Source organism: Streptomyces albidus (ex Kaewkla and Franco 2022), from assembly GCF_013870515.1.
GTDB classification, from domain to species: domain Bacteria; phylum Actinomycetota; class Actinomycetes; order Streptomycetales; family Streptomycetaceae; genus Streptomyces; species Streptomyces albidus.
In genome coordinates this window covers 1-18547 of sequence record NZ_JACBXA010000009.1, presented here as the reverse complement: position 1 = coordinate 18547, position 18547 = coordinate 1, and the positions used below count along the sequence as shown (strand labels likewise).

The 18547-nt window shown below is 67.7% G+C and carries 19 protein-coding genes and 3 CRISPR repeat arrays (1 of these 22 cut by a window edge); of the genes, 10 read left to right on the top strand and 9 right to left on the bottom strand.

The features are described from left to right. A CRISPR array of direct repeats spans window positions 1–284; the repeat unit is 29 nt; unit sequence CGGCTCACCCCCGCCTGCGCGGGGACCAC (it extends 173 nt beyond the left edge of the window). 91 nt (window positions 285–375) lie between these two features. Next, a CRISPR array of direct repeats spans window positions 376–1015; the repeat unit is 29 nt; unit sequence CGGCTCACCCCCGCCTGCGCGGGGACCAC. An 18-nt stretch (window positions 1016–1033) separates the two neighbouring features. The 8 genes from cas2e to cas3 form a co-directional block, all read right to left on the bottom strand. Next, window positions 1034–1351: a type I-E CRISPR-associated endoribonuclease Cas2e gene (cas2e, locus tag H5J26_RS03265; RefSeq protein WP_181764133.1), complete on the bottom strand. Its 318-nt coding sequence runs from the start codon at window positions 1349–1351 to the stop codon at window positions 1034–1036. 40 nt (window positions 1352–1391) lie between these two features. Beyond that, entirely contained in the window at window positions 1392–2279 is an 888-nt protein-coding gene (cas1e, locus tag H5J26_RS03260; RefSeq protein WP_419183748.1) for a type I-E CRISPR-associated endonuclease Cas1e, read from the bottom strand. 53 nt (window positions 2280–2332) lie between these two features. Beyond that, a complete protein-coding gene (cas6e, locus tag H5J26_RS03255; protein ID WP_181764132.1) occupies window positions 2333–2983 on the bottom strand; it encodes a type I-E CRISPR-associated protein Cas6/Cse3/CasE in 651 nt (216 codons plus the stop codon). Further along, window positions 2980–3816, bottom strand: a complete 837-nt coding sequence (gene cas5e / locus H5J26_RS03250) for a type I-E CRISPR-associated protein Cas5/CasD (protein WP_181764131.1) — start codon at window positions 3814–3816, stop codon at window positions 2980–2982. Before cas5e ends, cas6e begins: the two co-directional genes overlap by 4 nt. Continuing rightward, a complete protein-coding gene (cas7e, locus tag H5J26_RS03245) occupies window positions 3813–4988 on the bottom strand; it encodes a type I-E CRISPR-associated protein Cas7/Cse4/CasC (protein ID WP_181764130.1) in 1176 nt (391 codons plus the stop codon). Before cas7e ends, cas5e begins: the two co-directional genes overlap by 4 nt. Before the next feature lie 37 nt (window positions 4989–5025). After that, window positions 5026–5682 carry a type I-E CRISPR-associated protein Cse2/CasB gene (locus tag H5J26_RS03240; protein ID WP_181764129.1) on the bottom strand — a complete coding sequence of 219 codons (657 nt, stop codon included), beginning with the start codon at window positions 5680–5682 and terminating at the stop codon, window positions 5026–5028. Window positions 5683–5710: 28 nt separating this feature from the next. Continuing rightward, entirely contained in the window at window positions 5711–7240 is a 1530-nt protein-coding gene (gene casA / locus H5J26_RS03235) for a type I-E CRISPR-associated protein Cse1/CasA (RefSeq protein WP_181764128.1), read from the bottom strand. Window positions 7241–7363: 123 nt separating this feature from the next. Next, the gene (gene cas3 / locus H5J26_RS03230; RefSeq protein ID WP_181764127.1) at window positions 7364–10300 is read right to left on the bottom strand and encodes a CRISPR-associated helicase Cas3'; all 2937 of its coding nucleotides are present in this window, start codon (window positions 10298–10300) and stop codon (window positions 7364–7366) included. Between the two features lie 196 nt (window positions 10301–10496). Then, window positions 10497–12597: a CRISPR direct-repeat array (repeat unit 29 nt; unit sequence GTGGTCCCCGCGCGAGCGGGGGTGAGCCG). A 259-nt stretch (window positions 12598–12856) separates the two neighbouring features. Here cas3 and H5J26_RS03225 point away from each other — a divergent pair. After that, on the top strand, window positions 12857–14011 hold the full coding sequence (locus tag H5J26_RS03225; RefSeq protein WP_419183747.1) for a helix-turn-helix domain-containing protein: 1155 nt from the start codon (window positions 12857–12859) through the stop codon (window positions 14009–14011). Continuing rightward, a complete protein-coding gene (locus H5J26_RS03220) occupies window positions 14008–14571 on the top strand; it encodes a flavoprotein (protein ID WP_181764125.1) in 564 nt (187 codons plus the stop codon). The genes H5J26_RS03225 and H5J26_RS03220 overlap by 4 nt, the downstream gene beginning before the upstream one ends. Window positions 14572–14818: 247 nt before the next feature. Here the strand turns inward: H5J26_RS03220 and H5J26_RS03215 are convergent, their stop codons facing one another. Further along, a complete protein-coding gene (locus tag H5J26_RS03215; RefSeq protein ID WP_181764124.1) occupies window positions 14819–15196 on the bottom strand; it encodes a GntR family transcriptional regulator in 378 nt (125 codons plus the stop codon). A gap of 137 nt (window positions 15197–15333) precedes the next feature. Here H5J26_RS03215 and H5J26_RS03210 point away from each other — a divergent pair, with 137 nt between their 5' ends. From H5J26_RS03210 to H5J26_RS03180, 8 genes are all read left to right on the top strand, one after another. Further along, window positions 15334–15561 (top strand): helix-turn-helix domain-containing protein, encoded by a 228-nt coding sequence (locus tag H5J26_RS03210; protein ID WP_181764123.1) that lies wholly within the window; start codon window positions 15334–15336, stop codon window positions 15559–15561. Between the two features lie 107 nt (window positions 15562–15668). After that, complete coding sequence (locus H5J26_RS03205) at window positions 15669–16040, top strand: hypothetical protein (RefSeq protein ID WP_181764122.1); 372 nt, start codon at window positions 15669–15671, stop codon at window positions 16038–16040. Window positions 16041–16214: 174 nt separating this feature from the next. Beyond that, window positions 16215–16562 (top strand): WhiB family transcriptional regulator, encoded by a 348-nt coding sequence (locus H5J26_RS03200; protein WP_181764121.1) that lies wholly within the window; start codon window positions 16215–16217, stop codon window positions 16560–16562. Next, on the top strand, window positions 16559–16930 hold the full coding sequence (locus H5J26_RS03195; protein ID WP_181764120.1) for a hypothetical protein: 372 nt from the start codon (window positions 16559–16561) through the stop codon (window positions 16928–16930). The genes H5J26_RS03200 and H5J26_RS03195 overlap by 4 nt, the downstream gene beginning before the upstream one ends. A gap of 105 nt (window positions 16931–17035) precedes the next feature. Further along, window positions 17036–17296, top strand: a complete 261-nt coding sequence (locus tag H5J26_RS03190) for a hypothetical protein (RefSeq protein WP_181764119.1) — start codon at window positions 17036–17038, stop codon at window positions 17294–17296. Further along, complete coding sequence (locus H5J26_RS31850) at window positions 17293–17415, top strand: hypothetical protein (RefSeq protein WP_268932973.1); 123 nt, start codon at window positions 17293–17295, stop codon at window positions 17413–17415. Before H5J26_RS03190 ends, H5J26_RS31850 begins: the two co-directional genes overlap by 4 nt. Then, a complete protein-coding gene (locus tag H5J26_RS03185; protein WP_181764118.1) occupies window positions 17412–17612 on the top strand; it encodes a hypothetical protein in 201 nt (66 codons plus the stop codon). The genes H5J26_RS31850 and H5J26_RS03185 overlap by 4 nt, the downstream gene beginning before the upstream one ends. A gap of 251 nt (window positions 17613–17863) precedes the next feature. Then, window positions 17864–18547 (top strand): DUF2637 domain-containing protein (locus H5J26_RS03180; RefSeq protein ID WP_181764169.1); only part of this gene is annotated, 684 nt, incomplete at its 3' end.

The following is an 18547-nucleotide window of genomic DNA, read 5'->3' as shown; positions in this document are numbered from 1 at the left end:
TCTATCCGCGGCGGCTCACCCCCGCCTGCGCGGGGACCACCCTTCCGGCTGACGGAGCGAAGCCCCAGCTCACGGCTCACCCCCGCCTGCGCGGGGACCACAGGGCGCGTACGGACGGCAGCTTGTCGCCGTGCGGCTCACCCCCGCCTGCGCGGGGACCACGAGTCGCTCGGTTTCGCCAGCACGTACACGGCCGGCTCACCCCCGCCTGCGCGGGGACCACTCACCCGTCCAGTTCGGCTCGTAGTCGTAGCACGGCTCACCCCCGCCTGCGCGGGGACCACCCGAGAGGCGAGAGGGCCTGGGCCACGGCCACCGGCTCACCCCGCCTGCGCGGGGACCACGATGTCTCGTCTGACGCCCACAGCGCGTACGTCGGCTCACCCCCGCCTGCGCGGGGACCACGTGGTCGTGACCCAGGTTGTCCGAACGGTGACCGGCTCACCCCCGCCTGCGCGGGGACTACGTGAGCTTGGACAGCTCGGCGCGCAGCTCGATCGGCTCACCCCCGCCTGCGCGGGGACCACTACCCGCTCAGCCTCTCCACTGACGCCGTGGTCGGCTCACCCCCGCCTGCGCGGGGACCACGGTCGGATGTGGTTCGACTCCACTCCAGGGCACGGCTCACCCCCGCCTGCGCGGGGACCACGCCCAAGGCGCCATCGTCACCGCGCTCCTGACCGGCTCACCCCCGCCTGCGCGGGGACCACGTCGGTACGACCGGTGTCGTCACCGCCGGCGCCGGCTCACCCCCGCCTGCGCGGGGACCACAGGGGGAACGATGAATTGCACGAATTGCGGTGCGGCTCACCCCCGCCTGCGCGGGGACCACGGGTGCTGCGCGTTCCAGCTCTCCGCGCATGTCGGCTCACCCCCGCCTGCGCGGGGACCACTTGAGGAGATCCCTGCACGTACGGCCACGGTGCGGCTCACCCCCGCCTGCGCGGGGACCACTACTGCCCCCGAGGGGACCGGAGTCCCTGTGCAGGCTCACCCCCGCCTGCGCGGGGACCACACTTCGCGACCTGCGACGCTACGCTGGCTTTGCCGTTCCGTTACCAACCTCAGCAGGATTCATCGCCACCAACATCAGTCCGTCGAAGTCCACGGGCCGTCGACGTCTCTCGCCAACGGTATGCAGGGTGTAGCCCTGCTCATTCGCTTCAGGGTGCAGCAGGACGGCGGCCCCCGACTCGACGGTGGCGGATACCGCGGTCCAGAGTTCCTCTCGGACACGTGCGGAGAGTGTCCCGACGTACAGCCCAGGCATGGTCTCCGTCATCCAACGGCTGAGAGCGCCTCGTACGTGGTCAGGCACGGCCGTGGTGGCGATGACCGTCATCTTCGCCATGGTCAGAGGTCCTTATCGGGCGAATAGTTGACGCCGCCGCTCACCGTGCCGGTGTCCGGGTCCCAAAGATCGACCAGCTCCTCAGTGGCTTCTTCCACGTCCTCATCGGATGCGCCTGAGCCAGGTTCCAGGGGGTTCTGGATATCGGCGACAACGCGCGGCAGGAGGCGGAACAGCCGGAGTTCCTCACGGAAGGATCTACGAGCATCGCTCTCGGGGTCATCAGAACTGTGCAGTGAGAAGGCGAGAGGAAGCGTGAGACGGGTCTTGTAAAGGTCGGCAAGTCGTAGACGAAGGAGTGCGAAGTCCCGGTGTGCACGAATCCGAGACCGGGCGTGCAGCCGAGGGCGTTCACTGCGGCATGCACAATGCCGTACAGGCAGGTGTTCGCGGCTGAGAGTGCCTGGTTGACCGGATCCTGGGTGTCCCAGTCATCGGGGTCGTAGGATCGCTTGAACGGGCGGACACCGTGCTGCGTGGCGAGCATCCGGTACAGGGCCTTCATCCGCTGTCCTTCGAGCCCACGCAGCTGAGCGATGGTCGCATCCGGCGGCGCGGTGTCACCGAACCGAGTTCGGTACATGCGCCGGGCGACCTCCGTACGCTGCTCGGGATCAGCCCAGACGCGCGCCTGGACCTCCAGCCAACGTGTCGGCAGCGAGTCCGCCACCGTGGCGCTGTAACAGCGAACTCCGGCGGCGCCGGTGCAGATCACGGTCGTGCGATGCCGAGGGAACGTGGTGAGTGCCCTCGTTGTGATGGACGCGCCTGGCCCCAGAAGCAAGCAGCTCAATGCAGCCGTCGGCAGGGGGATTCGCTGCTCGCCATGGGTCGTCTCGATGACAGCATCCACCCCTGTGTCGTCCTGCACTACGCGTGCGATGTCCAGGTACAGGAAGGACAGGCTGTCACCGATGCGGGGCAACATCGCAGCTGTGGGGGCAGCCAGGCGCCTTCGCGCCTGGCCGGGTTGCCGAGTGGTCACCGGGCGGGTGCGATGCTCAGGAGACCGCATCCGTACGACTTACCTCGCCCGAAGCCGGCAACAAGGTGTTCAACCAATGCAGCAGGGTCGCGAACGAGGGCTTGCCCATCGAAACGGGTACGGGCGTGGGTGACGGTGTGCTTGTCACGGCGCTCGCCACCTGCGTCCGGAAGTGCGGTGCTGGCCACGGTCCGAATGGTTAGTCCTGCGCGGTCCGCCTGACGGAGCCACCACTCCTCGGCATCTTGACCATGCAGGGGCACCAACTGCTTCGGGCGCCCTGCGACGGTGTTCTTGCCGAGCTTGCGAGTGGCGTTAGCAGTGATCCGGTATCGCACCGCTGTTCTGGGGCGGAGTTGCTCAAGGAGGGGGGTGAGCTCCTTGGCGCGTGCCACACCGTACGAGTCCTCGAGCCGGGTCGGGTCCGGCTTCACCGTGCTCTGGACCAGGACCGAATGCCCGTCGGGACCTTCGTCGAGGCGGAACAGCACCCCTGCCTGCTGCCGAGCACTTGGGCCCAGATCGTCGGGGAACAGGCTCATGACGCGATGGTGCAGCCCGACGGCACTCCTGACGTCGCGTCGGGCGTCACGGCTGTGTCGGGTATCGGGGCGGATCTGCGTGACCCACAAGGACTTGGAAATCACGACGCCTCCGTGCGGTTGTCATGGTCGAGGTAGGTGTGGAGGGCTGTGAGGTAGTCGACTCCGTAGCCGCCGCACAGCAGTGCGGGCAGTTGAAGGGTCGTGCGATGCACCGGCCGTGTCCGGTAGCGCCGGTCCAGCGGTGCGAAGGAGACCGGGTCGTCCTGGGCCTCGCCGACGATCTGCTCTGCCCTGTCCACTGCGGTATCCGTCAGCAGTTGGGAGAGCGGCTCGTCGGAGGTGAAGTCGACTCGCACTGTCGCCTGCGGGGTCCGCCGCTGGCTTGCCGGCGCGGTACGGGCGAGCGGCAGCTCCAGTAGATGGTGGAGCGGATCGGGAACAGCGCCGAGAAGCACCATGGGTCCGCTCGGCGGGCAGGAACGGCGCCCCAGGTAGGGCGGCCAGACAGGGCACCGCAGGGCATCCGCGCATTCTTGTACCAATGCTTGGTCCGCTGCCGTCACGGCGACGGTGAACACGGCGTCCTGCAGGTAGTAGCGATGCGAGAGCAACGTGCCTGTTTCGCCTGTACGTCGCTTGCCTTCGGCCGTCGCGACGGTGAGGTGCCGCGGCAGGCCACCACCCACGGTGTGCAGGTCTCTTACCTGTGTCCCCGGCCGATCGATTCGTACGGTGAACGCGAACGGTTCCAAGTCCTCTATGGACTCATCCCGTCGACGCCCCAATGCCGAGCAGATGAGGCCGATCAGTCCTGACCGAGTCGGAGCTGCGGCCGTGTCCCGCTTGTGCGTGAACCGGGAACGCTCGCCCCAAGACTGCAGTGGCGCAGCAAGTTGCAGCAGCAGGCCATGAGTTGCCCCCGTCGTGGCCGTCATGCGGACTCCGTCGGTGCCGTGCCCAGAGCTGCCTCGACTGCGCCGCTGGTGAGGTCCTCGAACGAATCCACGCGGCGACCCACGCCGGCGAGATCCTTCGCTTCCAAGGTGGCGTGTGCGCTGTGCAGCGAGTTGGAGCTGCCGAGCAGCTTCCCTGCCGCTTCGGCGTACGCCTCCAGCGCCGCGATGGACGGCCGGGTGTAGCCACCCTCGGAGTCAGCGCGCACGGGTCGCTCGAACGCGGAGGCGTATGAGACCGGGCGGTCGCTGCGGACGCAGACATGGGCAATGTCGGGAATGGTGTGTGGGGCGGTGGAGTTCCTTTTCGCCGCAGGCATCGAGAGCAGGGCGGCGTCGAGGAATCCGGTGGCGAGGCGGCGGGCGGCTTCCGTGTCCCCGCCAAGGTTCTTCAGCAGGTCCGCCACGTCCAGGACGACGTATCGGTAGAGGACGCCGGCGCTGTGCTCAGCGTGTCCCATGTGGGCGCTTCCGGTGGTGTCGCCCCAGCCGTCGGTGACGTCGTCGACGGCGCTGAAGTAGTCGATCTCGGTGTCGGTGCCATGGGTGGTGAAGGCGTGGGCAACCTGAACCGCGCCGTCCACCTTGGCGTCCTCGACCTGGGCCAGCATCCGTCCGAACAGGTTGATCACGCCGTTGCGGGAGCGCAGCACCTCATCCACACGGTCGGTGGGGACCAGGGCGTCCTTCTGCGTGAGCGTCTTGGTGTCTTTCGCGGCTTCCAGGGCCGTGCGGTGCTCGGCGGCCAAGTCGGCGAGTTGTGCCACTGCAGTGTCCGGCACGTAGACCATCACCGCGCTCGACCAGGCGCTGCTGTCTTCGCCGTTCTTCGGGGGCTCGGCTCCGACGCTGCTGGCGACCACGACGTGACGACCGGCTCGCGCCGCGAGGTCCTTCGGCCAACTGTGAGGCTCAGCCATGAGATGGCGCTCGATGCGCTCGGCCAGGCGGCGGGTTCGCAGTGCCTGCTCCCCCAGTTGTTCCTGGAGACGCAGCCGCATGACCCGCTTCCAGGACTGGCTGCTGATGCGCGTGCGATTGACGCCGCCGAACTCCACCGTCTTCACCGAGTTGGTGTCGTCGCGGTTCAGGTTGGCGTAAGGGATGGTCTGGATGATGTGCGCCTCGATGAAGCGGCCGGGAGTGCGGGTCATGGAGGGTTCTCCTGTCGGGTTGGGACGGTGTCGGGTGTCAGTGGTCTTCGTCTGCGTGGCCCTGGTGCAGCTGTGCGTCTGCTTCCTCCGCCGCCTGCTGATCTGCGCGCATTCGCGAGCGGTAGTAGCTCTGCAGCCACGTCCGCCCGATGCGCCTGGGGTAGCGGTCCCAATAGGTCAGGTCGACCAGCAGCTGGGCGAAGTCGACGTCGTCGGGCCTGGACGTGAGCAGGCGTACCGAGGAAGGAACGTGGCGATGCAAACCGCTCACGCTTTGCCGGGTTAGGAGACTCAGACGGGCTTCCGCGGCGCTCTCACGGACGCGACCGCTCTCGACGGCGTCCGCGAGACAACGCCCGAAATTGCGCTGCGGGGCGTCAGCATGCTCCGCCGGCTCTGCGGTGGCACTGCGTCGCGCGGCAGGCGGCAAGGAAGCGATCATCGCGGCAACCGAGTAGTGCGCGCGTTGGCTGCTCTCGGAGAGGCGTTCCGGCACAAAACCTGCGATGACCGCGTGCATGCGGGAGCAGCGGTCCAAAGGACGGCCGAGGCCGCTGCGCAGCGCTGCACGACGACCGGGATCGCCGCACAAGTCGTGGACTCGGCTGACGAACTTCTGGGCCCGCTTATAGGCGTCGGACGGTTCGCGTGCCGCTCCGGGTGCAGCCCTGGTCGGCGCTTGTGTCTCGGTCATGGGTGCTCCGTTCATGTCGGTAAGGCGTTCAGGAGGGTTGTGGCGTAGGGCGCTTCTTGCGCTGTCGTCCGCCGTAGATCTCCAAGCGGGCGTTCTCCACAGCTCGGACGGCACGCGATGTGGGAGGGGCGGCTCGAGTGACTCGCTCGAAGACGTCCACGGCCAGCTGTCGGAATTCGCGCCAGCTTCCGTCGAAGTCGCGATCCTCCAGACGTCTCCAGAAGAAGCGCTCTGCCTCGGGCCAGTAGAGAGCCGCCGCCTGGTCTGCCCAAGCGCAGTCACCTGCCTTGGTGTCGGTGACCTCGGCCCATGCCTTCTTCGTCGCCCACGTCAGTCGCGCGCCGTAGCTCTCACCCGCTTTGCGGAGATCGCCGATGCTGTGCGCGATGTGCGGCTCTCGTTCTTCAATGCCTCCGAGTACTGCAGGAGTTGTCGCGGAGACGTACTGCACGTCCTTCGTCTTTCCGTCCTGCTCGAAGCCGAGAGCACGGACGGCGAGCTGGTCGAGGACTTCCTCCAGCTCCGCTGTGCTGGCGAGAACGGGCGGGCGGTGGGGTTGAGTCGACCCTGTTGGCTTCGTCAAGAGCAACGCGTCCAAGTCCCGCCAAAGAGCACGACCGGAGTCCGCAGGCCGGGGATAGAGGTTGCCTTGTTGGCTGGTCTGCCAGATCAGATAGGCGTCGTCAGCTCGGGGCAGCTTCTTCCTGCGGGCCCAGGTGACGTAAGCGTCTGTGACCATCTCCCCGCCGGCATCCGGGACCAGGAGCACGGCATGCTGCCAGCCGCTGGTGAGCCGTGAACACGGGCCTGAGCCCGACTCCGGTGCGGAGAGGGGATCAGGCAGCTCGTTGAGCTCCCAGGGGCAAAGGTCGGTCTCGGCCCTGTCGCTGATCTCCGGAGGTACCAGGCCAGCCAGCAAGGTCTGCAGAAGTGACGAGCCTTCGGGGTGGAAAGACAGGCTCGAACGGAGAGGTCCGGCGGACACGTCCGCGGCGCTGGTCTGTTCGACAATACGTGTCCCGCAGCGTCCTGACGGTCCGTAGTACAGCCACATCAGCAGATGCAGTGCGGCTTCCGAGGCTTTCGGCGCATGGGGGGCTTCGTCCCTGTGATGGCCGAACCAGGAGTGGTTGTTGCCGGCGGAACGTCCGAACAGCAGCTTGTTCACCCCGGCGGTCTTCGGACATTCCTGAGCGAGTCGCGGATCCTGCAGGAAGGGTCGGGAGCCGAAAAGGTCGAACGACTCGGCATGAGAACTCAGATAGTCATCGACACGCTGAGCCTCGATGCCCGAATCAAGGACTTCATTGCGCCGGTCCAGCCAGTCGTCCCGGCCTTTCCTGGCTTCGTCCAGCCCGGTGACCCGTGCCGTGAGGGCGTACAGAATGCGATAGAGAGCCGACAGCGCGGGTGTTGGACCGACAGTCAACCCGGCGATCCGGTGAGAGTGGACGAGCAAGTCCCGAAGACCGACAGCAGGTTGGCCGTGCTGATCAGACCGCCACCTCACGCCGATCCAGGGCTTGCTCGTGAGGGGGTAGTGCCCCTGATGGTCCATGTTTCCGCCTTCCTCTGCGACAGATAGAGCTGGGACGTCCGCGAGCGACGCAGGAGCACGATTGGTCTCGCCTCCCACTGCGGTACAGAACGGGAGTTCAAGGCCGATGCGCACGGATGGGTTTCACGAACGCGCTCCTTCGGCGCTTTCCGCAGACGCGGCACCGACTCGGCCGTCACCGAACTCGGCGTAGGGAGCGAGGCCACATGTGCCGTACGAGACCTCTCCAGGTCTCAGGAGGCCGCGCCAACTTCCGTCGGAACCACGCCGCATCGGCATCAACGCCCACGAGCGGAGTACGGCGTTGTCCGTCCAGGCTTGTGGCTGGGGCAGCAACTCGGCACACCCACGCACCCAGCTGCCCGGCACCGGGATCACACAGTCGGCGACGAGCCGCGCCTGATATCGCGAATCCGCCGTCCCGCCGGCTATCCCCGGGATCGGCAGCTCCCCTGCCTCATCAAGCGTCCAGCCCTTGTCGGGCTGTTCGTAAGCGCAGACCAGTCGCGCCGAATCAGCGCCGAGGCGTGTGGCGATCAGGGATTCGTCGACGGGCACCGAGGTGGCGCTCAGCGGATGCAGGTCCTTCCCCAAGTCGCCGGGGGAAGGAATGCGCACCATCGCAGCCAGTTGCTCTTCGGCAGCTTCCTCAGCCAAGCGTTCGGCATCCGCCAACGCCAAGCGCCTCTGCACCGTCTCGTCCATCGCGGCGACAGATGTGAAGTCCTCTGCGTACACGGCATCCACGAGTCCTTGGACACCCGCTGGTACCTCCTGCGGCCGCACCGCCAAGGCAGCGAGGAGCTCGCTCGTGCGAAGCAGGAGCCCTTCGTCGTATACCGCTCCCCATTCCCTGGGGCGGTCGAACACACCGTCAGAACCGACAGGGTCCAGCACGACGACTTCGACGGTGGGCGGCACCGACGACTGGGACAGCCAGGCCGGCCGGACATCTCGATGGGGATCGGGGACGTCGGGTTGCAGCCGGTGACGCTGGCAGCGTCCTGCTCTCTGAATAAGCTGTGCCACGGGGGCCAGCTCACTGATCACCAAGTCGAAGTCCAGGTCGAGCGATTGCTCGACGATCTGTGTGGCGACCATGACCGCTCCGGTCACCGGCCGACGACCCTGCTTACCGAATGTTCCTTCGCAGCGCTTCGTAAGCACCGCTCGGTCTCCGGCACGGAATCGCGAGTGCAGCAGGAACAGCTCTGGGAGCTCACGGTCCTGCGGGGCCAGCTCGTCGAACCACTCGGCGATGAAGTGCCAGGTCCGCTGGGCCTCGGCGACGGTCGTACAGCAGATCAGCACGCAGCCGCCTTCGTCCACGACCGGCCCCAACAGTCGTTTGATCACTGAGAGCCTGTGTCGTGTATGCGTGACTTCCGTGTCCCGCCGTACCGGCTCGACCTGGAATCGAAGTAGGTGTTCACGTTCGCTGCGCACCGCTCGTGGAGGACTGACCTCTCCCCCGGCATCGACCCACACCCACCCCGGATAGTGCAGCTGCGGCATCTCGGCTCCGGGGCCGTCGCCCGCGTCGGCGCCGGAGCCGCGCACGTAGGCCGCCATCAGCGAACGCGCAACACGTCCGGTCAAGGTGGCGGACAGCATGACCACAGGAGCCCCGAGCGCGCCCAGCCACTCCAGCAGCCTCACCAACAGGGCGTGCATCCAAGGGCCGTAGGCGTGGGCCTCATCCACGACCAGGACCTTCCCGGAGAGCGCCAACATCCGGAGCGCGTTGTAGCGCAGGGGCAGAACCGCTGACAGTCCTTGATCGATGGTGAAGACACTCAGCGGCGCCAGCAGACCGCGACGCCCACCGTGGAGCCACTGCGCGGCCTCAACCGAGGCCGTCTGCCCCGAAAGCACCTTGCCAGCTTCAGACGACTGCGATGCCGCGTCCCCACCCGCGGACTTCGCCAGCCACGCCATGCTGTGGACCCGCGTGAGCGCGGCGTCGCCCTGCAAAGCCTGACGGGCAAAGGCCTCGACCCGCTTATACATGGCATCGGCAGTCGCCATCGTGGGCAGCGAGAAGCCAATTCCCGTCGCACCGGAGAAACCTGCCAGCACAGCCGCTGCCTCTAAGGCTGCCTCGGTCTTCCCATCACCTGCCGGAGCTGTCACCAACAGCAGGCCCGTCCCCTTGCCTTGGGACACGAGGTGCGGCAACTCCCGCGCCAGAGAGGCCTGCAACGCGTTCGGCTCAAAGCCATACCGCTCGACGAAATCCCTGGCAGGAGTCACCAACGCCCGGCCCAGGCCCGCCTCTCGGACGACGTCCGGGGCATCGTGCACCGATTGCTTCCAGTGCGCGCAGAGCTCGTCCACGTCCCCAGACCACTGCGTCTGAGGCAGTCGAGCCGCTATGAACTCCTCCTGGCTTGCCAGCCAGTCAGCAACGACAACAACGCCGGAAATGACGACCGCGAGGGCTGGAGAAAGCGGGGACGTGAGAGCTCCGGCCCCCGTCAGATGCTGCAGGACATCAACATGTGCCCGGCACTGCTCAACCCATCCAGTCTCAACACCGAGTGCTGGACAGTGCCCGCGGGGGGATACGAGCGCCTCTCGCCGCATCGACTCCCAGAACTTGCCGTGGTGACCGCCGAGCATCTGCGCAACTTGATGGCCGATGTGCCTCCTGGCACTGCCACCCGCGGGGTAGCCGAGCCCGGCAAGGATTTCGGGCAGTATCCAGTGAGTAGCTTCACTATGATGCAGGCGCCGGGCTTCATCCGAGACCACGTCAGGGCCGTACCTCCCACCGCCGTCCAGCAGTTGGCGGTGCAACTCCGGCACCTTCACCTGGAACGGAGGGCTGATCTTCCCCATGTCGTGGAGACCTGCCCAGAAGCACACGAGCTGCCGTAACTCCCGTGCTGGCAACCCCGTCTCCGTCGATGCTCTGGCAGCCGCGGCGCCGTGCCACCACACGTCCCACAAAGCCCCTGCTATCGCCCCGGTGTCCAACAGGTGACACACCAGCGGATATGGGCGATCTAAGCCCGCCTGCTTGCCCCACAGTCGAGAATCGACACCACGGATACTCATTCCTGCCCCCTAGCTACAGTGCCCAACTAGCAGAGCACACACCTCTGACAATCGGATCAATCAGGCGAAAACTCATATCACAGAAGAAGAGCGCAAAACTCGGGAACGGAAGTTTCAATTGCCCAAGATCGTGAAGCTCAACGTGGGCAGACATCACGGAATGGCAAAGCGCCCCTAACTGTGCAGGTCGAGAAGTGTGGTCCCCGCGCGAGCGGGGGTGAGCCGCGGGTCGGAGTCGATACCGTCGTCGGAGTACGGTGGTCCCCGCGCGAGCGGGGGTGAGCCGATCCGCTTCGAGAGCTACCTCATGCCGTTCGGGTGGTCCCCGCGCGAGCGGGGGTGAGCCGTAGTCAGCCTTCCTGTTCTCGATGGCAGGACAGTGGTCCCCGCGCGAGCGGGGGTGAGCCGGCGAAGCAGGCCGTCAACAAGGGTGTGCTGTCGTGGTCCCCGCGCGAGCGGGGGTGAGCCGCGCAGATCAAGCGGCAGACGCTCGGGCAGGAAGTGGTCCCCGCGCGAGCGGGGGTGAGCCGTCGTGGTCTGCTTCCGCCACCAGCTCGATGGAGTGGTCCCCGCGCGAGCGGGGGTGAGCCGCTGGTAGTTGGCGCCCGCGTGGGCAGCGGCGAGTGGTCCCCGCGCGAGCGGGGGTGAGCCGATGAGGCCGGCCACCCACGGCAGGACGTGCAGGTGGTCCCCGCGCGAGCGGGGGTGAGCCGGAGCCACGGGGCCCCCGCTGTTCGTCCAGCTCGTGGTCCCCGCGCGAGCGGGGGTGAGCCGGACGGGAAGCCGGACGCGGCGGTCACCGCGAAGTGGTCCCCGCGCGAGCGGGGGTGAGCCGCAGCTGGAGGTCGTTCTCCGGTGGCTGCGTCAGTGGTCCCCGCGCGAGCGGGGGTGAGCCGGAGAGACAGGAACTTCCACGTTTCATTGTCCTGTGGTCCCCGCGCGAGCGGGGGTGAGCCGGACCGCGGTACGGACAACGTCGCGCGGATCCTGTGGTCCCCGCGCGAGCGGGGGTGAGCCGTGGTCGTGCGCCTTCGGCGGCATGGGTCAGCCGTGGTCCCCGCGCGAGCGGGGGTGAGCCGTAGAACTCGTAGCGGATGCGGCGGGCTTTGGCGTGCGGTCCCCGCGCGAGCGGGGGTGAGCCAGTTGCCGCGGGTTTTGGCCACTCGCGGTGGCCGTGGTCCCCGCGCGAGCGGGGGTGAGCCGGCTCGTCCGTGTCGACGGATCAGCTCTCGGAGGTGGTCCCCGCGCGAGCGGGGGTGAGCCGAAGCCGATCGCGTTCATCATCAACACGGTCTAGTGGTCCCCGCGCGAGCGGGGGTGAGCCTCCACGGGTGGAGGTGACCGTGCAGTAGCGCAAGTGGTCCCCGCGCGAGCGGGGGTGAGCCTCCACGGGTGGAGGTGACCGTGCAGTAGCGCAAGTGGTCCCCGCGCGAGCGGGGGTGAGCCGTTCGCTCCAGGCATCGGCTACCACGTGTGGAAGTGGTCCCCGCGCGAGCGGGGGTGAGCCGCTGCGGCGTTGGCCGCGGGTTGGTCGGCGAGGGTGGTCCCCGCGCGAGCGGGGGTGAGCCTTTGAGTGGGATCCGCGGACGATGGCCCCGTACGGTGGTCCCCGCGCGAGCGGGGGTGAGCCGCTGTTCCACAACTCCTCCGCGGCTTCCAGCCGGTGGTCCCCGCGCGAGCGGGGGTGAGCCGCTGCAAACGCTGGATTCGGTGCCCTCGCCTTCGTGGTCCCCGCGCGAGCGGGGGTGAGCCGCGACGGACGTGGCGGAGAAGTCCGCGAAGGACGTGGTCCCCGCGCGAGCGGGGGTGAGCCGGTCGGCAGGCGACGCAGGTTGATGGTGCCTCGGTGGTCCCCGCGCGAGCGGGAGTGAGCCGTTGAAGGCACAACGGTTGTACGGGCATGGGTAGTGGTCCCCGCGCGAGCGGGGGTGAGCCGTAGGCGACGGCGACGCTGACCTGCCGGCCGTCGTGGTCCCCGCGCGAGCGGGGGTGAGCCGGTAGGAAGAGGCGCCTGCGGACAGATTCCGGTGTGGTCCCCGCGCGAGCGGGGGTGAGCCGTCCCGCACGTTCCACTTCTCCGAGTTGGCCGTGTGGTCCCCGCGCGAGCGGGGGTGAGCCGGACACCGCGAAGGACAGCCGCACGGTCGTGGTCCTCGCGCGAGCGAGGGTGAGCCGTCACAGACGGGCCAGCGCCACACCTCCGCCTTGTGGTCCCCGCGCAAGCGGGGGTGAGCCGGGGCTCGGGCCGTCCGGGAAGGTCCCGATCCAGTGGTCCCCGCGCGAGCAGGGGTGAGCCGCCGGCGAGAAGGTTCGTCACCGCCGACCCTTGACGGGGCCACCAATTTCAGCGGATGCGGTATGTGGGCCCACCTAGGGCATGCATGGCCGGACAGAGTGTCCGGCTCGAATGGACGCCGCGGCCCCACTCTCGACCCAGCTACCGTTGTCAGCGGACCAATCGTCCAGGGGAGGCGCCCTATGCGTGGTCTTGGTGACCACCTCAGCATTGGCCAACGGATCGCTTTTTACCGCGTACGTCGTGGCTACACCCAGGAAGTGCTAGCTGGGCTCGTTGGCCACAGCACCGACTGGCTGGCGAAGATCGAGCGGGGAATCAGAAAACCACCTCGAATCGACAAGCTGTCGGAGCTTGCTCGGGTGCTCCGTGTCCCGCTGGGCGATCTGCTGGGGCAGTCCGTGCTCCTGGAGGACGACAAGAAGTTGGACGATGTCCCGGCTGTCCGAGACGCGCTGATGAGCCCCCGCCGCCTGTCGAAGCTGCTGTTCGGTCCGACGGCGGACGCGCAGGTCCCCGAGCCTCGGCACGCTGCGTCCGTTGTGGAACGCAGCTGGGACGACTATCAGGCGGGCCGTCTCGGGCACGTCGTGTCGGCCCTCCCCGGCCTGCTCCAAACAGCTCAAGGGCTGGAAGATGCAGCCAGGTCACAGTCGATGCACCGCCACGGGTGGGCCGTCTCAGCACGCACGCATCACCTCGCCGCGACGACTCTCGCGAAAGTCGGGGAGTCTGACTTGTCTTGGCTCGCCGCCGAGCGCGCGATGCAGGCCGCGGACGCGTCTGAGGACCCGCTCTCGTTGGTTTCGGCGGCACGCTCTGGAACTCACGCCCTGCTCGCCAACGGTCGCTATGACGACGCCTTGGAGTTGGGCAACGCTGCGGCGCGCTGGCTCGCATCACAGGTGCAGAACGAGGATCCTGCCGCCTTGAGCTTGCTCGGGATGATCCATCTGCGCGCGGCGGTTGCCGCCGCCCGCCATCAGGACCGGAGCACCGCCTCCGACCTGCTCAACCGCGCGGAAGCCCTTGCGGAGCGCCTCGGTTCGGATCAGAACCTCTGGCAGACATCGTTCGGGCCGACCAACGTAGTACTACACCGTCTCTCGATCGAGCTCGATTTAGAGAATATCCCGTACGTGATCGAGCACGGCGACATAGCCGTCGACCACATGCCTGCAGAGCGCGGTGTCTCCCACCGGATCGACCACAGTCGTGCACTGTGCCTCGCCGGTCAGACCGACGACGCCTTCGCCGAGCTACGTAGGGCGGAACAGACGTCTCCTCAGCTCGTACGCAACAACCCTCGAGTTCGAGAGACGCTGAGGGACCTGATGAAGCAATCACCGGTCACGGGTGGCGCTCGGTCGTCCGAGCTCTACTCAATGGCCCAACGGTGTAGGGCGGTGCAGTGAACACGAAGGGGCAAGCGGTCCTGGGAGTCGTAGGTACAAGCGCCGGCGGGTTGGAAGAACTCCGCACCGGGCTCGTCGTCCCAGCCCTCGACCGCGGTTGGCGGGTTGCGGTGACCCTCACTCCTACTGCCGGCCAATGGCTCCGCAGGAGTGGGGAGTTGCGGCAGCTCGAGGAGCTCACGGCTCTGCCTGTACGTGATGAGCCACGCCTGCCAGGCGAGGCACGTCCTCATCCCCCTGTCGACTGCTACGTGGTCGCGCCGGCCTCCGCCAACACCGTGGCCAAGCTGGCCGTGGGGATCTCGGACAACCAGGCGCTCACACAGGTCAATGAGGCGATCGGCACGCAGGGCGTCTCAGTCGTCGTGTTCCCACGGATCAACATGGCTCATGCGCGGCACCCGTCGTGGAAGAGCCACGTGGCTGCTCTGGAAAGCGCAGGCGTGTTGATGATTCAGGGCAGCGACGTCTGGCCGTTGTACGAGCCTCGCGAAGGCGTTTCCGGCCGCGACCTGCCTTGGGGTGCGATTCTCAACGCTGCGGAGAGAGCCGTGAAGTGACGTAGCAACAGCAGTTCAAGCAGCCGCTGATGGGGACCCGGACAGAGTGTCCGGGTCCCCATCAGCGTGAAGCCACATGCTCTTACTCACGACAGCTCAAGTGCCGTGGGCAGGGAGGATGACGGGGCCATGCGACAGCGAGACGCGGCAAGTCGACTTCGCCCGAACGAGCGGGCTGAGGTGGCAGCAGCTCTGCGCGCGGTGCGCCGTGAAGCCCAACAGTTGCTGGACAGGACGGAGAGCCTTCTCACGGACGTGACTCGCGACCCGCCTTCTCGATCCCATCCAGCCGCTGTGTCAGACGCTTCATATCGCGGCGGATCTCCTGGATCTCACGCATGATCGCGTCGTACTCAGGGCTGTGGTCGTCCGACGACTCGACACTGACATCGACGGGCTCACGCACAAAGTGTCCACGAGTCGAATCGCGCCAGATGAGGCCTCGTTCGCGCAGCAGCCTCAGCGCATGGATGACGGTCCCCTCTGACACCGGGAACGTCGCTCGTAGGTCGCGAACTGGCGGCAGGCGCTCCCCAGCCTTCAGATCACCGCGTGCGATGTCGCTCTCAAGAACAGCTGCCAGCCGCTCGAACTTCGGGCGGTCGTCTTCGGGGAGCTGTCGCATCTCGCCATCGTACCGACGCCACATCAGTCCAGGCAGTGAAACCAAGACAGGTACTTGCATTAGTTGCACTACTTGCATTACAACAGTAAGCGAAAGCAGCGCACCCTGCGCTTGCAGCGCCTTCTAGGAGGTTCCCCTTGCTCGAGCCCAGCCAGCCGCACCAGCACGATCAGCGCCCCCTGAGAGTCAGGGAAGTCGCTGACTTCCTGGACGTGCACGTGGCCACCGTCTATCGCGAGATCGAGGCCGGCCGGCTGCATGCGCTTCGTGTGGGTGCCGGCCGCGGCACGCTGCGGATCCCCCGGCCTTCACTCGACGCCTACCTGCTCGATGCGGGCACGGTGCCGACGGCCGACGCCGCCTGAGGGCGAACAGGAAGAGGCCCCGGCGAGAGCGGTCGACCTGGAGCGGCAACTCCGGCTCGACCTCACCGAGGCCCGACATCGCGAGTCCTTACCAGAGGAGTTCAACGATGCTCAACGAGCGTACCGCCGATGTGGCGGTCGATGCCCAGCCTGATGAGCTGGGCACTTCCCGCACAGTCGCAGGCTTGCGGCTGGTTGCGGACCTTCTCGAAGGCTTTCCGGGCCTTCCCGAGTTGTACGTGACGGTTCCGACTGACGGCGCGATCGGCGTACAGATCTGCTCTGCTCCCGGTGAACCGGGTCAGCGATGCCAGGCAGTCGCGCGGATCGCGCGGGGAGCCGGTGGTGTTGCCCTGGTTCAGCCTTCGGGCAGTGACTGGTGGTTCTTCGAGACGCACGTCAAGGTCGGCGACCGCAACGTGCGCGTCTACACCTGCGTTGCGGGGCCCAAGAGTGGTCGGGACGGTGACGCAGCATGATGTCGACGCGTCCGTTCTACGACCAGCGCTCGGCCTGTGCATCGGCCCGGTGCCCGCGTTGCCAGAGCCCGACTTGCGTCTCGCAGTGCCGCACTGCAGCGCGTGAGGTGTGCGGGAGCTGCGGCCACATGTGGACGCCCGGCCCGCTCCTCGAGCGTGAGGGGGTGCGCTGAGATGGTCCTCCGTCCCGTGACGATCCGCGTGGTGGGCTCCTCCCGCCCGCACCTGCTCCAGGCCAAGCAGACCCACATACACCCCAACCACCGCCGCCCCGGCGGCCCGCCCGTACCGGGAGCCGACCCCACTGTCGAAGCCGGCGCCGCGTGCGCCGAGGTCGAGACCGAGCTGTTCTTCTCTGAACACGCCGCAGCGATCGAGATCGCCAAGAGCATCTGCGAATCCTGCCCCGTACGGACCGCATGCCTGGATCGCGCGCAGGCCAATGGCGAGCAGTTCGGAGTGTTCGGCGGATTGACCGCCCAGGAGCGCCGCGCACTGCGGTCGAGGAGTGAGGCGGCATGACCGAGCTCCAGAGTCCGCAGACGCAGGCCGCGAATCCGGCGTACGTCCTGACCGACGCCTCGGGGCGGCAGTTCGCCTCCCTCGCGCCAGCGGCTCAGCCTCCGTCCGCGCACCAGGTCGCTTCTGCCCCGCCGACCGCCGCGGTGCCGCACTGCTGCTCGCATCACGACTCAGGTCAACAGCCCAGCTCACGAGGGCAGTTCAAGGCCTCTGCTGTCGGTGTCGGCACTGCCGGTGCGCTGGTGGTGGGTGCCGTGGTGGTCGCGCTGCTGCTGTCCGTCGCGGTGGTGGCCGTCGCCGTCGGTGTCTCCGCGGTAGCGATCACGTGCTGCGTGCTGGTGATGCGCAGCCTCGCCTCCTACCGCTGACCGCCTCCTTCATCCCTCGCTCGTCCTGACGCCGCCGGGCCGCGTGCCCGTCGCCTTGGCTCATCGCGGCCCGGTGGCGCCCTACTTGTGGAGGTTCCTCCGCTCATGTCGACCCCGACACGTACCGAACTCGCCAGCAGTACCGCGTACCTGCGCCGGCAGCTGGCCGCGCTGCGGCACGACCACGCCGAGCTGCTGGCCGCTGCCCGCACCGCCGTCGTAGCTCACTTCGACGGCCAGGCGCTGCCGCTGTCCGTCCTCATCGACACCCTCGACCAGCTCGACCAGCTGCCCGAGTACGCGCCGCAGCTGACCGCCGAGGCCCATGCCGCGGTGCTGCCGCTGCGAGGGAGGCGGATCGCATGAGCGCCAAGACCCGCTGCCCCGACTGCGGTTGGCGCCGCACCTACCGCAACCAGAAGGCCGCCCGCCGCGCTGCCCGCACCCACACCTGCCAGCCCTCCCGCGCAGGCAGGACCTCGTGACCGGCGCCGTCCAGCAACTGCCCGTCGAGGCCGGAGTCCTGAAGGGCTACACGGTCGCGCTGACCATCGAGCGCTTCTACGGCCGTCCCTCCCTGTGGTGGCACGCCTGGGCTCCCAACGGCTCCTACGCGGGCCAGACCAACAACGCCCGCTGGCTAGCTCTGCTCATCACTCAGCACCGCCAGACCACCACCTGACCGCCCTTGAACCCCACTGATCTTGCCTGGAGTTGACCGTGCCGCACCCCATGCTCACGTCCGGCAACGGCACCAAGCCGGCCACCCGCGTCGGCCTGGTCGCCGTCGACGGCCGCCCCCTCACCACAACGCCACCCCCCGACACAGCACCCCGAACCGAGACGCCAACAAGGGAGCCGCTGCCAGCCGTCGTCGAGGACCAGGACGAGGCACAGCCTCTGCCGGCCACAGGCCCGTCGACGGTGCGCTGGCTGCTGATCGCCGTGGTGGTGCTCGGAGCGCTGGTGATCGCCGCGATCGGCTTCACCGGCTCCTACAGCGCCGTACGGGATCTGGCTGAGCGGAAGGGCTTCGGCGAGTTCGCCCCGTACTTCCCCATCGGCATCGACGCCGGCATCGTCGTCCTGCTCGCGCTCGATTTGCTGCTGACCTGGCTGCGCATCGCCTTCCCACTGCTGCGTCAGACCGCCTGGCTGCTGACCGGCGCCACCGTCGCCTTCAACGCCGCGGCCGCCTGGCCGGACGCACTCGGCGTCGGGATGCACGCCGTCATCCCCGTGCTGTTCATCGTCGCCGTGGAAGCCGCCCGCCACGCGGTCGGACGCATCGCCGACATCACCGCCGACAAGCACATGGAAGGCGTACGCCTCGCCCGGTGGCTGCTGGCCTTCCCCTCCACCTTCGGCCTGTGGCGGCGCATGAAGCTGTGGGAGCTGCGCAGCTACGAGACCGCCGTGGCCCTCGAGCAGGACTGGGCCGTCTACCGCGAGCAACTGCGCGCCCGCTACGGCCGCAACTGGCGCCGGACCGCACCGGAACAGATGCGGCTGCCGCTGCGGCTGGCCCGATACGGCGTCCCCCTCGCCGAAGCCATCGACCGCACCCGAGCCAACCCGGACGCATCCGAGCACGGACGGACCCCGCAGCACCCGGAT